The following is a 15,442-nucleotide window of genomic DNA, read 5'->3' on the forward strand; positions in this document are numbered from 1 at the left end:
GGGTCACCGGCCCACTGCGTGGTCTGTGTCCCGGACTTCCTCGCGGACCTCCAGCCCGCGCGAAGGCCGGTACAGCACGAAGACCGGCTTGCCCGCGACGACTTCGGGGTCGACGCGGCGCGGGCGCGGCGTCGACGGCCCCGCCTGCACCGGCACGGCACCCGAGTAGTCGGGAGTGGTGTAACCGCCGCCCGTGGCGTTCATCCGCGACGGCACCACGACCGGCTCCGGTTCGTCGCTCCAGCGGCGGTCGGCGACCGGCGAGGTGTCGACCCGGCGGCTCGGGACCTGGATCGGGCTCCGCCCGCCCGAGGTGAACATGGAGTCGCCGGGGTTGCCCGCTGACGGGTTGTACTGGCCGAACACGGGCACGCCGCCACCGCCACCGGCGGGCAGCGCGGGCAGCCCGCCGCCACCGCCGACGGCACCCGGCCACGGCGCTCCCGACCACGCCGCCGCGGGGCGGATGGCGCCGGAACCGTTGTCGAGCCGATGGGAGCTGGCGAAGATCGTCGCCTCGGGCCGGAACCGCCCACCGCCGACCGTCGCGCCGACGGGACCGCGGAGGTCCCCGTCGACGACGTCGTCGGTGTCGCGGACGTTCTGCCAGAAGGCGTCCTGCGGGGTCGGTTCGTTGTTCTTCTTGCGGAAGCGGGAGAAAAGCCCGCCGCGCGGCGACGGCATCGCGCCGCCGACCATGCCGACGGACATCTCGACCATCTGCCACAGCCGCCGCACCGGACGGCCGACCATGAACAGCAGCACGGTGATGATGGCGGCCAGCACCATCTTCGTCAGCAGGGACAACGAGTTCCCCGCGGTGAAGATCGCTTCCAGGAGCAGCGTGTGCACACCGGCCAGCACCGAGAGCACCATCAGGTTGAAGGCGACCGCGCCGACCACCTTAAGGATGCGCTGCATGATCTGGGGCTGCAGCAGCGCAATCAGGCCGATCAGCGGAGCCGTCAGGACGAAGATCCTGATCAGCACCTGCGCCAGCAGCACCGTCGCCTTGGCCAGCAGCTGGAACAGCGAGTAGAAGATCCCCTGGCCCAGCGAGAGGAAACCGGCGCCGACGCGGCTGCCGTCCTCACCGGTGAAGTACCCGGTCGCCGGGCCGAGCTTGGTGGAGATGTCCTTGAACGCCGCCTTCTTGGAGTCGACCAGCGCGGCGTCGGCGTCGCCGCCCTGCTGGATCTGACCCCAGGTGAACGCTCGCGCGTCCAGCAGGGCCGGGCCGTACTGGATCGCCTGCGGCGAGTCCGGGCTGCCGAATTCGCCGCGGAGCCAGTTGTCGTAGACGACCCGGCAATGCAGCTCGGTCGGGACCCGGTCCCATGGCTGGCGCGCGGCCACGGCCTCCGGAGTCGCCTGACACGGCTGCGCGTTGGGCGGCTGCGGCTGGGACGGCGGCGGGGTCTTGGCCTCGTCGATGAAGCCGGCCTGGATGTTGGTCGTGGTCTGCACGATCGCGTTGTCGATCGGATCGAGGAACCGCAGCAACGCCAGGGAGGACGCGGCCAGCCAGACCGCGGCGAGCCCGTACAGCGCCCGTTTGCTGACGGCGGCGAGATCGCCGCGCCAGATGTTGCGGAACAACATGATCGACATGATCAGCGCGGCCAGGCCGAACAACTGGGCGTAGATGTTGTTGTAGACCTTCTCGGCCCCGGCCTTGACGGCGTTGTACAGCGGGCTGAGCAGGCTGCCCTGCAGCACGGTGTAGTGCAGCGAGTTCGTGGCACCGACGATGTTCTTGCCGATGTTGAACAGCTGGTTGCCCGCCCAGGTGTCGATCGTCGAGTTGGGCGAGGTGATCCCGGCGAGCGGGCCGCAGTCGGTTTCGAAGGTGTCCCAGACGTGTCCCGCGTACCCGTAGACGTTGTACGGGCTGCCGCCTTCGCCTCGGGCGGTGGCGGGCGGGTCGAGCGCGCCGACCATGCCAGCGCCGGGCCGTTCCGGGTTCGGCGCCTCACCACAGGCCGCGGCCGACGCCGCCGGAGCGGTCGCCACGGCCTGCAGGCCCAGGATCAGCATGACGACGAACATCGTCGCGCGACGGCTCGGTCTGGTCTTGCCCGGGCGGGGCCCCTCTTTGAGGCGGCGGCGCAGCGCGTGCCAGCCGGCGGCGAACGCGAGCACGAACGCCAGTGTCAGCACTGTGTTCATGCGGCATCCCTGCCGGTGCCACCCTTGCCGGCGCGCGCGTGCTCGCCTTGACTCCCGTTCCCGTTGTGTCCATTTTGGACAGCGCCTTGCACTTCTCCGGTTTCGGCGGCCAACGGGTCCGGGGCGCCGAGCATCTGCTCATCGGTGAGGCCGACTTCGAGTTCGGCCGCGAGCTCGAGGTCTTCTTCGAGTTCGAAGTCGTCCTCGGGCGGTGTCGGGACGTACTGCTTCTCCTCCGGGACAGCCAGTTCGTTGCCCGGCTTCGACGGCTTCGCGTCGGGCGAACCCGGCGTGGTGTCCATGACCCGGCGCAGATGGTCCAGGTGCGGGCCGGAGAAGTCGACGCGGATCCGCTCCACGCCGCCGGCGCCGTCACCGAAGATGAACTGCCGCGGCTCGACGTCGCGCTGGATGTCGCGCTGCGAACCGGGACGGCGGCCGAGCGCCGCGACGACCTGTTCGTAGCCGACACCGACCGGGACCTTCAGCAGGCGCAACGCGTCGGCCTGGGCGTCGTCGTCGTCGAGGCGGCCGACGAACACCGAGTCCAGCAGCGCCACGAAACCCTGGATCTTCAGGAAGTCCGCGGGGATCTGCGAGGACAGCAGCACCCGGACGTTCCACTTCCGCGAGTCACGCGCGAAGCGGTTCATCAGCACGCGGCCGGTCGGGACCTCGGACAGGAAGAACGCCTCGTCGATCCAGACGCCCTTGCGCAGTTCCTTCGGCTTCTCGTACACCGATCGCTGGGTCAGCCAGGCGGCGAGGTTCAGCATCTCGACGCCGAGCGATTCCGCGTCCGTCCAGTACTCGCGCGGGACGCCGTCCTTGGGCAGGGTCAGCCCCGCCATGGTCAGCACGGTCATCCGGTCGTCGCGGGTCTCGGAGTACGGGTCCGCGTCGGTCTCCGGGATGAGCAGCGCCATCCGCTCGCGCATCTCGTCGAGGAAGTCCGCGACGACGACGGCGTGCTCGTGGTGCTCGCTGGAGTCCCGGCGCAGCGCGTCGATGACCTGGCCCGGGTCGGCGTCGAACCGGCCGCCGACCGCGCGCACGGCGCGCAGCAGCACGATGCGGGTCTGCGCCATCCGCGAGACCTCGTACGGCAGGACGCCGGTGAGGACGTCGAGCACGAGACGGCGGCGCGTCGCGCCCGCGAGGGCCTTCTCCCGCCGCCAGGAGCGCTCGGGGTCGTCCTCGTCCATGAAGTGCTCGATCTGCGGCTCGGCGACCACCCGGTACGGGTTGAGGATGCCGGGCTGCGCGTTGAGCAGGTTGATCGGCCGTGCGTACGGCCGCAGCTCGGGCAGGTCGCACAGTCGCGACAGCGGACCCGAGGGGTCGAGGATCGTCCAGTGCGCGCCCGCGCGCAGCGTCTTGTAGACGATGCCGCCGCCGAGGAACGACTTGCCGCCACCGAGGCCGGCGACCATCGCCGTCAGGCCGGAACCGTCGCGGATCTCCTGCGCCATCCACGGGTCCCACGCCACCGGGCGCCGGGTCGCGGTCACCGTCTCGCCAAGCAGGATGCCGCGGCGGTCGCCCACCTCGGCCGTCGCCGTCGGCACCGCCGAGGACGCCCACACGACCGAACCGCGGCGCATATACGCCGCGGAGGCCAGCGGCTCGCCGGGGATGAACTCCCTGGCCAGCGCGTACTGGGCTTCGGGATGTTCGACGGCGATCTTCGGCTTGTAGAGGTCGAGAAGCTGCTGGGCCAGGCGCAGCGCGTCCCGCTCCGTCGGCCCGGACACCGCCAGCCGCCACCACGAACGCACGCGCGTGGCCAGCGCGGTGAAGCCCGACGTCATCTCGTCGTCGATCTCCAGCACCCGGCCCGCCTGGCGCGCCAGCGACTGCGGCGGTTCCAGTTCGTGCTCGTCGGTGTAGTGCTTGACCTGCGAACGCACCTTGTTCATCTGGCGCTGCAGCTCACCCGCGACCTCTTCGGGACGCCGAACGTAGATCCGCGCGGACACCTCGACCGCGGCGGGCAGCCGGTCCGCGTGCTGGATCCAGGGGTCGTCGACCTCGGGGATCTGCAACCCGTGCATCTGGCCGACGGTGAGGACCGCGAGATGCCGCGAGACCCCGGCGTTCGACCCGGTGCGGCCGCGGACGGTGACCGTCGGCGCGTACGGCTCGGCGTGGAAATCCGCCGCGTCGGTGAAGCTGGCGAGATCCTCGGGCTCCCAGGCGGCGCCCGGGACCGCGGGCATGTTGCGCGGCGCGGGCAGGCCCAGCGAGCACGAGCGGTGCATCAGCCAGGACATCTCCTCGGCGTGCACCGGACGGCCTTCGAGCCCGGCGGAACCGATCACCTGGTCGAGGTGCTCGACCTCGGAGTCGAGTGCGGCCAGCTCGGCGTCGACGGCCTCGGGCAGGATCTTGCGCAGCACCGGGGCGGCGCTCTCGACCGCGCGGTCGATCATCCGCCGGGTCTGCACCTGGACGCCGAGATAGACCTCTTTCTCGGCCATCGAGCGGCCCATCAGCTGCTGCTGCTCGCCGATGAGGTAGTCGTCGAAGGACAGCGCGCCCTGGACGTCCTGGGGACGGCCGACGGCGTTGTGCACGTGGGCCTCGGCCCACATGCGGATCGGGTACGGCCGGTTGGTCACGCGCAGGTGCAGCCAGCGGCCCTGGAGCTCCGCGTACTGCCCGGCGATGGCCGCGATCAGGTCGCGCCGCTGCGAATCCGACCGGAACGACCAGCGCTGCGGCGCGAGCCGATACCAGGCGTACACCTCATAACCGGTGCGTAACAGGTGCCCGTCGATGCTTCGCGCCGCGATCGACGGGGTATACGAGGGTATGGCCGCCTCGCCGGGCAACCGCCTCCCCTTGCCGGCCTTCTTGGGCTGCGCGGAGCGGACCTGCTGGGGCGGGTTCCAGGCCCCTTGCTGCAGGTCTCGATCACGTTTTCCTCGGCTTCCGCCGCGACCGAACAACGACTACCTCCCGGCCCGAGCCGCGGGGCGGCTCCGACGCGCTCGTGGTGTTCCCTGAGCTCCGGCGCCGCCGCCGTAGCCGTGGTGCTGGTACTGCCGTCTCCTGCGGTGCTTCGGTAGCGGGCGGCTCGCCCGTACCCGGACGCGGGACGCGCTGGCCGCGCCCCCCGTGCCCGTGGTCCGTTCTCTTGGTGTGTTGAGCTCTTTCGCCGCCATCGCGGCCACGGCGCCCAGCGGGCGCTCGTGGCTGATCTTGGCCGTGATCAATCTGGTGATCACAATTGTGGCGACGAAGGCCCAGGCGGTCGAGAAGAACCCGAAGCTCCAGCCCGCCCACCGTTCGACGGTGAGCACGAGCAGGAAGACCGGGATACCGACGAGCCACGCGACGTAGCGGGCTCTCCAGGGAAAAGTCGCTTTCGGCGGGCCGAGCCATACGGCATCGACCCGGTAAACCTCGTCATCGGTGCGGATACGCAACGCGAGCCCTCAGCCTGTGAAGAGGCCGGCGATCCACTGGCCCACGTTGACTCCGGCGCCACTCACCGCGAGGCCGATGATCGCCAGCGCGATCACGACACCGGCGAGGCGGCGCATGACACCCGCGTTGTCCCCTTTGCCACCGCCCAGCCACAGCAGGAGGAGCGCGACGGCCAGCAGCACCAGGGGGATGATGTTGTCGATCAGCCAGGTGCGGACGTTGCCGGTGCCGAGCTCTCCGCCCTGGGCCAGCGTGTCGAGGGTGGTCAAGGTCATCATCGCATTACTCCCGGTGCGCGGAGAGGGGGTTCGCGCGGTTCTGGCTCGGTGGTGCTTCGAACATCATGGCGTCACGAGGCGTAGTGGTCAAAGCGCGCTCTGTAGATGTCGTTTTGTCTACAGTTCACAGAGCGAGGCACAGCACCACGACCATCCTCGGTCTCCATCATCGTTGCAAGGGTCGTCTGGATTAACCCCGGCCACCCGTATTTCGCAGTGTGCGAACGGCCTCACTCGCTTGCGAGGCATCTTGCTCACTGTGAGTACGGGTCGGCCGAGGAGAATCCGGCCTCGACCAGTGTGACATGACTCGTTCGGTGGCTTCTCACGAGTCCGCTGGGTGAGCACGCATTCCACAAAAAACGCGAACGCCGATCAAGCGAAAGTCACGCTTCCGTTACCCAAAGCGAAATCGGGGACGGCATTTTCACTACATAGCGTGATTATCGACCGGTCGAGAACACATTCGCGGGAAAAGCACCGGCTTCGACGGCTCGCCGGCTCAAAGGCCCGCAAAGCTCGTGAAGCCGCTTGGTCTTCTCCTCGCCGAGATGCTCCCAGGGCCCCGCCGACGCCGTGTTCGTCGCGACTTCGAGCCGCTCGCGAAGATCGTTTCCGGCCTCCGTCAGGCCGCCCTGGTCATCGAGGATGCCCTGCTCGCGAAGCTTGGCGGCCGCGGCGTCCCACTGCTCGTCGCTCCAGCCGCGGGAGACCTTGGCCGCCTCGGGCAGGAAACCCTTGCCGGTGGCGGTGTGCGAGACGAGGGCGGCGAGCCCGTCGACGCCGTTGGCGACGAGCGCGGCGATGTGGCCGTCCCCGCGGTGCTCGCGAAGCAGGGTGATGGCGTGCCAAAGGACGAGATGCGGCTCGCTCGGCCAGTCGAGGCCGGCGTGCCCGGCGTAGAGGGGGCGGCCGTCGGCCTGGCAACCGCCGGTCGCCTCGCGGGCGAGTTCGGCCGCCTCGGCGACCTCTTCGGAGCCGAGAGTGTCCTTACCGAGCAGCCGGGTCAACGCCGCGTCGACGGCTTCGAACCGGGCTTCGATGATCTTTTCGGGCGTGGCCAGCGTCCACGCGCGCGGGATGTGGCGGGCGACCAGTTCGGGATTGAAGTTGTAGAACGTCGCCGCGACCACGCCGGGCCCGACCGCGCCCATCGGCGCCGCGCGGCCCGCGAAGTACGTCATGCGCCCCGGGCGGAGACCCGCGCCGGTGAGCGCGGCCTCCGTCTCGGGCGCGAAGTAGGTAAGGGAATGCAGTACATCGAACGTCCCGCGGAAACGTCCCGTGACCCGACTCGCTTCACCCATGGCGGCACCCTACCGGCAGGTAGGTAGCGGGCGCAGGGTTCGCCCGTCGAATGGAGCAAGGGTCCTGCCTCGGTGCCGGAGGGAGCAAGGGACCTTTGCTACCACCTGGGGCGCTGACCTGCGAAAAGAGAGCGAGGGACCTTTGCTACCACTTGGGCAGGGGTGTGTGGAAATAGGGACGTTGAGTGTCCCTATTTCCACACACCTACTACTCCGCGTGGTGACCGCGTGGATCTTGTTGCGTTGGGTGACCCGAAATCCGCACAGTCGCCAAGACGGGAGCAAGGGACCTTTGCTTCCCCGCTGGACCGTGCGGGTTTTGGGACATCTGATGTCCCAAAACCCACACGGTCACTCACTCCGAAACCCGGCCAGCGCCCGCACCCACACAGTCCTCGCGCCGGGGAGCAAGGGACCTTTGCTACCACCCCGAGACGACACGGAACCGAACCCGCTCGCCTACGTCATACTCCTGAAGCCGGATCACCACAGCGCACGGGAGCGACGATGTCCGCCCAGATGGAACAACTGATCGCCCAGTTCGAGAACTTCCAGGCCAAGGTGCGCCAGGCCGAAGCGCGCTTCGCCGAGGTCGGCGACATGCAGGAGCGGATCGCACAGGTCGAGCACTCCGTGACCTCCCCGTCCGGCGAGGTCACCGTCGTCGCCGGGGCGGGCGGGACCGTCACCGACCTCCGGCTCAGCGCGGGCGCCATGCGCCTCGAAGCGGGCCACCTGTCCTCGGTGATCATGAGCACCCTGCGCAAGGCCGTCGCCGGCGCCGCGCAGCAGCAGGCCGGGATCGTGGACGACACGTTCGGCGAGGCGTTCGGCGTCAACACGGCGGAGCAGGTCCGCGAGGCACAGGCCGAGGCGTTCGGAACCGTCGAGGAAGAACCGGCGTCACAGCAGCAGCAACCGCAGCAGCCTGCCCGTCCGGCGCGCCGCCCCGCCCCGCGGGACGACGACGACTACTTCGACGACGGCTCCTTCCTGCGCCGCAGCTGACCGAACCGACCGAGGGACTCCCACGATGTCAAAGGGAATCGAGACGAATATCGCGGCGATCGCCGCGTACGCCCAGAAGCTCCCCTATTACGAGCAGGAAGCGGAGAAGTTCGGCGCCAAGATCGACGCCGCCGACGTGACCGACGAGGCGTGGGGCATCGTCGGGATCTGGGCCAAACAGGGCTACACCGATCGCCTCGGCGAACTCCGTTCGCTGATGAACGACATGAAGGACGGCGTGGACGGGTTCATCTCCAAGCTGAACAAGGCCTCCGAGATGTACCGGGGCATCGAGGAAGCCGGAAAGGTCGAGTTCGGCAAGCACGCGGCGACCATCGACGAAACGCTCGGAAAGTAGGGGTCATGACCGAGGAGAAGTCGAGCATCGCCGACGGGCTCAACGTCCAGGCGTACGACGAGAGCATGAGCGCGAACCTCGATCGCGCGATGGGGCACGTGCCCGTGGCGGGCACGATCTACAAGTCGGGCAAGTCGATCGCCTCGCACGCCCAGCAGGCCGCCGAGGCGGACAACCCGGCCGAGCTGGCGTCCGCGGGTGCCGCGCTGGTCGGTGACGGGGCCGCGTTCGTCGGCGCCGCCGCGGCGGACATGGTCACCTTCGCGATGGACCCGATCGGCTGGCTGGTCAGCCACGGGCTGAACATGCTGCTCGAGCTGGTCCAGCCGCTGCAGGACGCGTTGCACCAGGTCACCGGCGACGGCCCGGCGATCGGGCACGCGTCGGAGAACTTCGTGACCCTCGCGAACGGCTTCGTCGCCCTCGCCGACGACTTCGAGAAGACCGGTGACGCGGCGCTCGCCGAGTGGGTGGACGACGCGGGCAAGGCCGCGAAGGAAGCGCTGGGCGACTTCTCCGCCGGGATCCGCGGCGTCGGCTCCGCCGCCGGATCGGTGGCCGAAGTGCTGCAGATGTGGTCGATGGTCATGGTGGTCATCGAGGAACTGATCAAGGGCATCATCACCGAGCTGATCTCGTGGCTGATCACCATCTGGCTGCCCGCGCTGGCCGCGTCGGTGATCAGCTTCGGCAGCTCGGTCGCCGCCGCGATGACCGCGTCGATCGCCAAGGCCGCCAGCGTGCTGCAGAAGGTCACCAAGTACCTCGGCAAGTTCGGCAAGCTGCTCGACACCTTCATCGAGTACCTCGCGAAGTACGCGACCAAGGTCGTGGACATGACGAGGAAGTTCCGGATCGGTACCTACGCCGGTGAGTCGAAGTTCTCGCTGGACGTCCTGGAGAACACCGCCGGGGTCGCACTGACCCCGAGCAACCGGGTGCTCACCACGATGTTCGGCACCTCGGTCGGCGCGCGCCCGCTGGTCTCCGGCGCGGCCGTCAAGGGCGGCATCGGAGCCGGGAAGGGCGCGTACACCGAGGGCAAGGAAGCCGTGACGCCGGAGGGGGAGAACGAGCCGTGGTTCAACAAGAGCGAGATCGGCGGGGACAAGAGCCCGGAGGAGACGCGGGGGAACCTCGACATCTGAGCGACTCCCGGCAGCGGGCGGCGGAAAAGATCTTCACGCACCAGGAGCGCATGGAAGACAAGGCGGACAAGGCTCTGGTCCGTCCTGGCTTCCGTGAACGGGTCGAGGAACTGATGGCCGCCCAGTGGCGCGAGCCGGTCATCGTGCTGCGGCTGGGCGACACCGATCTGGGTTTCGACGTGCCGGGCAGGCGCCTGGACGGCACGGTCAAGGGGAAGCGGCTCGTCCGGCGGTTCTTCTGGAACGTGTTCCGCGGGATCGGCGGCGCGTTCGTCTACGTCTTCGCGCTGCTGAACGGTGCGGGCAGTGGCGGCGGCAAGGGCGGTCACCCGTTCCAGCGGGAGATCCGCGTGAAGGGCCCGGCGAACGCGATGGCGCTCGAGCCCGCCGATCGGGTCCGGAAGGCGAGCGGGCCATGGCTGGTGTGCTCGCCGTCCGCGATCGCGGTGGTGGACACCGGTTCGACCTACCGGGACCCGGCCGACGCGCCGCCTCCGGAGATCCTCTGGCAGGCCCGGAAACCGCAAGCGCCCGCGATCGACTTCCGCAAGCGCGTCCTGACTTGGCCGGACGGTTCGAGTTTCGCGTTCACCCTGCACGGCCGCACCGAGGAGCGGTATCTGCGGGACCGTTTCGAGTTCCCGGACACCATCCACTGGACCGGACGGCCGGACGCGTCGAGGTAGCTCGCTCGGCACCCCCATGTCCCAACGGGTCCCTTGAAGACCTTCAACGTCTCAAAGGGTCCCTTCAGGACACCCACGCGCCCTCATCCGAGCACCGGAACTCACCCGCGCCCTCGTCCGAGCTTCGAGACATCAGCGACCCGCCGAAGTAGCTCACCCGGTGTTCCCAATGTCGCATTCGAGACGCTCAGCGACTCAAATGCGACATTGGGAACACCGCAACCAGCGTCCTCGAGAAGTAGTACGGACGAGCCGGCGTGTAAGCCGGATCCTGTCCCCGCCCCGCCTCGCGGCGGCACGGGTGGCGGCCATCCATCTAGGCCCGCCGTCGCCGACGGGCTCGAGCGGCCTACCCGCAGGCTCGGGCGGGCAGCCCTCGATCGCCTGCGCAGGAGCCTCGCGGCTCCCTCTTGGCCTTGCTCCGGGTGGGGTTTACCTAGCCGTCCTGGTCACCCAGGACGCTGGTGGTCTCTTACACCACCGTTTCACCCTTACCTCCGCCCGCGAAGCGAGCGGAGGCGGTCTGTTTTCTGTGGCACTGTCCCGCGGGTCGCCCCGGGTTGCCGTTAACAACCACCCTGCCCTGTGGAGTCCGGACTTTCCTCGAACCGGTTTCCCGGCTCGCGGCCGCCCCGCCGACTCGTCCGTCGGCGAATCCTACTGCACGGGTGCGGGCAGGCAGTTCAGGTTGCGCCGCCCGTCGGGTTGGACCACGAACCACACGTGGTCGGTGCCCTGCCCGGTCCATTCGCCGGGCCGCGCGTTGGCGAACTTGTAGAGCGGCCAACCGGCCAAAGTCACCTGTTCGGCGCCTTCGGGACGCTTGATGGTGTCGACCAGCGCCGGATCGATGCCGGTCACCAGGGGCGTGCCGGTGGTCGTGACGGGGGTCCACACCGCGGCGCAGTCCCCGAGGCACGCCGAGCGGGCCTTATGCGGGTTGTCGCGTTCGTAGCGGAAGAGCACGGCGCCGGTCTCGTCGAGGACGGCTTGCCCCATCCGGGTCATGTAGACGGCGGTGAGCCGCGTGCCGGGCGGAGGGTCCGTCGGAGTACTGGCGCGCGAGGTGGCGGGCTGCGACACCCGCGGGCTGGGCAGCGATTCCGTCACCGGAGCCTGAGCCGTCAGCGAAACGGGGTCAGCCGCCTGCCACCACATCGCGGCGCCCACGACGAGCGCCGCGATGACGGCGAGCATGGTCAGTCGCGATCGGCGCATCGGGCGTCTCCGTTTCTCCCGGGTGGCTGACGGGGTTCTGTTCCGCGATCTCGTTGGTCCAGTGGAGGACGGCGGACGGGCTGTCGAGGCCCACGACGCCGACGAGCCGTCCCTTGCGGACGAAGCCGGTGACGGGCCGTTCGCCACCGACAGGTGAAGCGAGCGCGACGGTGTCGGTGCCCAGCTTCGGGATGCCGCCCGCCTGGATGCGCATGCCGTGCTGTTCGGACCAGAACCGCGGCACCGGCGCGAAAGGCCGCGAAGCCTGCGGGCCGGCGAGAAGGTTCTCCGCGGCCGCCCGGCCCATCTCGACGGCGTTGAGCCAGTGCTCCACCCGCCGCGGCGTCTCGTCGAAACGCAGGTTCGGCCACTGGGCGACGTCTCCGGCGGCGACGATGTTGTTCATCCCCAGCACGTGGCAGGTCGGTGAGCAGACGACGCCGTCGTCGAGCGGCAGCTTCGCCCCGCGCAGCCACGAGATCGACGGCACCGTGCCGACGGCCACCACGACACACGAGACGTCCAAAATCCAGCCGTCGGACGACCGCAGCCGCAACCCGTTCGGCGTGGTCTGCCAGCTGTCGATGGACGCGCCCAGCGCCAGCCGCACCCCGCGCGACCGGTGCAGTGCCGAGAGCTTCTGCCCGATGTGCTTGCCGACGACCTCGCCGAGCAGATGCGCCGACCGGCCGATGATGGTCACCTCCCGGCCGATCTCACGCAGGCTGGCGGCGACCTCGCAGCCGATGAACCCGCTGCCCAGCACCGCGACCGGGCCGTGGTCGGCGGCCAGGTTGTCGCGCAGTTCCGCGGCGTCGGCCAGGGTCCGGACGACGACCACTCGCGGATGTCCGTGCGGCACACCGGAAAGCCTTCGCGGCTCGACGCCGCTGGCGATGACGAGCCCGTCGTAGGGCAGCTCTTCCGCCCCGGGCAGATGGACGACCTGGCGGCCCGGCTGCAGATGGGTCGCCGGGGTGTTGAGCCGCCATTCGGCGTCGATCTCGTCGGGCCGGGCGAGCATCGTCTCCGCCGGGCCGGTGGCGCCGGTCAGCAGTTGCTTGGACAACGCCGGCCGGTGATACGGCGGCTCCGGCTCGTTGCCGACGATCACCAGTTCGCCGTCGAACCGCAGTTCCCGCAACCGTTCCGCGCAGCGCAGCCCGGCCAGCCCGCCGCCGACCACGACGATCCGTTCGCTCATCGTTCCGCCCCCTGCAATCGGATCGCCCGCATCGGGCAGGCTCTGGCCGCGGCTTGTACGAGCGGTACCTGTTTGGCGCCGGGTTTCCGGAGGTACCGCAGCTGTCCGTCGCCCTGTAGCTGGAAGACCTGCGGTGCTTCGGCCTGACAGATGGCGTAGCGGTGGCACTTCTTGTCGTCGACGGAGATCCGGACCGGTTCGGCCCGGCGAGTCCCGCCTTCGAGCAGCCCGAGCAGGACCAGCGCCCGCGGCGGGAGCACCCGCAGCACGGTGAGCACCACGGCCGGGGTGAGCACGGTGATCCCGCCGAGCCAGACGGTCGCGAGGTTCCCGTTCGCGGACGCGCCCAGCCACGAGTGGATCGCCAGCAGGCCGACCGCGAAGTAACCGGCCTGATGGAACCGCTGCCCCCGGAGGTCGGCCGCGCCACGGCGCACCGCCGCGGTGACCGCGAGGGCGATGAACAGTTCCAGCCCGACCACGCCGGCCGCGTGCCGGGCGAGCCCGCCGCCGGCGAACGGGATCAGCAGCGCGAGGACGCCGAACGAGTCGTCGTCGAGGAACAGATAGGACAGTCCATGGACGACACCGGTGGCGAGGCTGAACACCGCGAGCACGACGTGACCTCCGCGCAACGCCTCGTGACCGGTGACGCGCCTGATCCAGCCGGTGGCGCTCAGCACGCCCCACACCAGCGTCAGGCACATCGTCACGTAGGCGAACCGGGCCGACAGGGCGGCGATGTCCCGCACCCCGCTGTCGTGCGGCGACGGGGCCGGGATGACCGCCAGGAGCGCGGCGCTCATCCGCGCCTGCCCGATGCCCCGAGCACCCGGACGAGCCCGAAGGTCGCGCCCCCGGCGATCCCCGCCATGAGCACGCCGAACGCGACGTCACCGCCGTCGAGTTCGCCACCGTCGCCGGGAGCGACCATCAGCGAGGTGGTCTCGGCGATCCCGGTGCTTTCGAGCAGGGTCATGTGCCGCATGACGGTGTCGACGGCGGTCTGGGCGAAGGACCGCATCGCGTCGTCACGGGTGGCGGCCCGCACCTGGGAGGCGAGACCGAAGACGCTCCCGTGCGCGGCGCGGGCGCGATTGACGTAGAGGCGGTCGAACTCGGCACCGGCGGCTCCGGTGATCTCGTCGCTCCAGGAGCGCTGTTCCTCGGTGGGCTCGGCGGGGAGTTCGACGCGGACCTTCGAAGCGAGCGCGCGGACCTGGGCGTCGAGCCGGTCGTGGTCGTCGGCGAGTTTCCGGCCGACCTCCCGTACCCGCTGCCCGCTCCCACGCTGTTCCGCCTGACGACTGATCGGCCCTTCCCACAAACTCCCTTGGCGGACCCGCACGAGCAGTTCCCGGTCATGGGCGTCGATTTCCGCGAAGGCATGGGTGGGCGTTCCAGCCCATATCACCAAGCAGGCGATCACCAGTCCGAACAGTCGATAGATCATTTCACCCGTCCCCGTCCTCGAAGTGCCTCACTGGGAGTACGGCGAACCGGAGCGGCCGGTTCGATCTAGCCGGATCAGGCCAGTGTGATGTGCATCACACGACATATTTAGAACCGTTTATCGCCGCGATACGTACCGGCCGGCTAAATGTAAACGAACCACTACTGCACATGGCTCACGGCGATAGTCTGCGCTACGGTGTACGAACCCGTGAAATCCTCCACCGCCGGGGAGGTAGCGAACTTTATGGAAGCAGTGGGCAGAGGATGCCGGTTCGATGGCGGCCATCGGCCGGGCGAGGTTCCAGACGAGTTCATTTCGGTGCTGTACAAGGATTTCCGGGACACCCTGTTCGGGCAGGTGATGTACCTGACGGGCCATGATCAACAATGGACGGAAGACGTCGTCCAGGAAACACTGATCCGCGCCTGGCAGCATTCGGACACGTTGAACCGCGAGCCGGGAATGTTGCGCGGCTGGCTGCTCACGGTCGCCAAGCGGATCGTGATCGACGGCTGGCGAAACCGGCGTGCCCGGCCACAGGAGGTCGAGCTGGACAGTTCCGAAAACGCCGAAACAGCGGACCGGACCGAACAGTCACTGTCCGCACTCGTCATTTCCGAGGCGCTGCGTTATCTGGACAGCAAATATCAGGCTGTCATCTACGAGACGTATCTGACCGGGCATACGGTCCGGGAGGCGGCGGTGATATTGGGGATCCCGGAGGGAACGGTCAAATCACGGCTGTACGCGGCCATGAAGACATTGCGACGGTCGTTAGGAGAACTGGGGTCCCAATGAGGAAGCGAAAGGTGAAACACACCGATGTGGCGGCGTACGTACTCGGCGTGCTCGACCGAGCGGAGGCGCACGCCTTCGAAAGGCATTTGAAGGGTTGCGCGCGATGTGGACGGCAGGTCGCGGAATTCGCGTCGGTGGAAGACGCGCTGGCGAGGGCCGATCTGCGCTACCTGTCCCCCGTCGCCGCGCGATGTCGCGGCCGGCTGTCGATGATCACGGCCAACCTGGTCGTGCTCTTCCTGGCGTGCGTCGTCGCGGCCTTGATGTCGTCGCAACGATCGTCCCGGCGGATCTCGTCGGATGCGGACATCCCGGCTCCTGCTCCCCTCGACGACCAGCGATCACTCCCGTTACCGCTTACATGCGAGTAGTCTGCCGCA

The 15,442-nt window shown here is 68.9% G+C and carries 15 protein-coding genes and 1 other RNA gene; 6 read left to right on the top strand and 10 right to left on the bottom strand.

Features of this window, described 5'->3' with window-relative positions; translation table 11 throughout:
* Positions 1-3: 3 nt before the first annotated feature.
* The 5 genes from DMC61_RS39685 to DMC61_RS39705 form a co-directional block, all read right to left on the bottom strand.
* Positions 4-2,169, bottom strand: a complete 2,166-nt coding sequence (locus DMC61_RS39685) for a magnesium transporter (RefSeq protein WP_125695575.1) — start codon at positions 2,167-2,169, stop codon at positions 4-6.
* On the bottom strand, positions 2,166-5,120 hold the full coding sequence (locus tag DMC61_RS39690; RefSeq protein WP_125695576.1) for an ATP-binding protein: 2,955 nt from the start codon (positions 5,118-5,120) through the stop codon (positions 2,166-2,168). Before DMC61_RS39690 ends, DMC61_RS39685 begins: the two co-directional genes overlap by 4 nt.
* A 3-nt stretch (positions 5,121-5,123) precedes the next feature.
* The gene (locus DMC61_RS39695; protein ID WP_073847573.1) at positions 5,124-5,600 is read right to left on the bottom strand and encodes a hypothetical protein; all 477 of its coding nucleotides are present in this window, start codon (positions 5,598-5,600) and stop codon (positions 5,124-5,126) included.
* Positions 5,601-5,609: 9 nt separating this feature from the next.
* Positions 5,610-5,879, bottom strand: coding sequence for a hypothetical protein (locus DMC61_RS39700; RefSeq protein ID WP_125695577.1), 270 nt, complete (start codon positions 5,877-5,879; stop codon positions 5,610-5,612).
* A gap of 443 nt (positions 5,880-6,322) precedes the next feature.
* The gene (locus DMC61_RS39705; protein ID WP_125695578.1) at positions 6,323-7,186 is read right to left on the bottom strand and encodes a hypothetical protein; all 864 of its coding nucleotides are present in this window, start codon (positions 7,184-7,186) and stop codon (positions 6,323-6,325) included.
* A gap of 507 nt (positions 7,187-7,693) precedes the next feature.
* On the opposite strand from DMC61_RS39705, the gene DMC61_RS39710 reads away from it, so the two are divergent.
* From DMC61_RS39710 to DMC61_RS39725, 4 genes are read left to right on the top strand one after another with little or no spacing between them, the layout of a single operon-like run.
* Entirely contained in the window at positions 7,694-8,194 is a 501-nt protein-coding gene (locus DMC61_RS39710) for a YbaB/EbfC family nucleoid-associated protein (protein ID WP_063276144.1), read from the top strand.
* Between the two features lie 25 nt (positions 8,195-8,219).
* The gene (locus DMC61_RS39715) at positions 8,220-8,552 is read left to right on the top strand and encodes a hypothetical protein (RefSeq protein WP_016331576.1); all 333 of its coding nucleotides are present in this window, start codon (positions 8,220-8,222) and stop codon (positions 8,550-8,552) included.
* 5 nt (positions 8,553-8,557) lie between these two features.
* Complete coding sequence (locus DMC61_RS39720) at positions 8,558-9,700, top strand: hypothetical protein (RefSeq protein ID WP_125695579.1); 1,143 nt, start codon at positions 8,558-8,560, stop codon at positions 9,698-9,700.
* A gap of 50 nt (positions 9,701-9,750) precedes the next feature.
* A complete protein-coding gene (locus DMC61_RS39725) occupies positions 9,751-10,386 on the top strand; it encodes a hypothetical protein (RefSeq protein ID WP_125695580.1) in 636 nt (211 codons plus the stop codon).
* Between the two features lie 244 nt (positions 10,387-10,630).
* Here the strand turns inward: DMC61_RS39725 and rnpB are convergent.
* The 5 genes from rnpB to DMC61_RS39750 all read right to left on the bottom strand — a co-directional run bounded on the left by rnpB (position 10,631) and on the right by DMC61_RS39750 (position 14,261).
* Positions 10,631-11,029: RNase P RNA component class A (gene rnpB / locus DMC61_RS39730), an RNA gene on the bottom strand.
* Between the two features lie 14 nt (positions 11,030-11,043).
* On the bottom strand, positions 11,044-11,604 hold the full coding sequence (locus DMC61_RS39735) for a hypothetical protein (protein ID WP_233595101.1): 561 nt from the start codon (positions 11,602-11,604) through the stop codon (positions 11,044-11,046).
* Positions 11,525-12,808, bottom strand: coding sequence for an NAD(P)/FAD-dependent oxidoreductase (locus DMC61_RS39740; protein WP_125695581.1), 1,284 nt, complete (start codon positions 12,806-12,808; stop codon positions 11,525-11,527). The genes DMC61_RS39735 and DMC61_RS39740 overlap by 80 nt, the downstream gene beginning before the upstream one ends.
* Positions 12,805-13,614 (bottom strand): ferredoxin, encoded by an 810-nt coding sequence (locus tag DMC61_RS39745; RefSeq protein ID WP_016331571.1) that lies wholly within the window; start codon positions 13,612-13,614, stop codon positions 12,805-12,807. Before DMC61_RS39745 ends, DMC61_RS39740 begins: the two co-directional genes overlap by 4 nt.
* Positions 13,611-14,261 carry a DUF4142 domain-containing protein gene (locus DMC61_RS39750; RefSeq protein WP_125695582.1) on the bottom strand — a complete coding sequence of 217 codons (651 nt, stop codon included), beginning with the start codon at positions 14,259-14,261 and terminating at the stop codon, positions 13,611-13,613. The genes DMC61_RS39745 and DMC61_RS39750 overlap by 4 nt, the downstream gene beginning before the upstream one ends.
* Positions 14,262-14,507: 246 nt before the next feature.
* Here DMC61_RS39750 and DMC61_RS39755 point away from each other — a divergent pair, with 246 nt between their 5' ends.
* Entirely contained in the window at positions 14,508-15,062 is a 555-nt protein-coding gene (locus DMC61_RS39755) for a sigma-70 family RNA polymerase sigma factor (RefSeq protein ID WP_125695603.1), read from the top strand.
* Positions 15,063-15,073: 11 nt separating this feature from the next.
* Positions 15,074-15,433, top strand: coding sequence for an anti-sigma factor (locus DMC61_RS39760; protein WP_228688304.1), 360 nt, complete (start codon positions 15,074-15,076; stop codon positions 15,431-15,433).
* The last annotated feature ends 9 nt before the right edge of the window (positions 15,434-15,442 follow it).

Source organism: Amycolatopsis sp. WAC 04169, assembly GCF_003947535.1.
Lineage (GTDB): Bacteria > Actinomycetota > Actinomycetes > Mycobacteriales > Pseudonocardiaceae > Amycolatopsis > Amycolatopsis keratiniphila.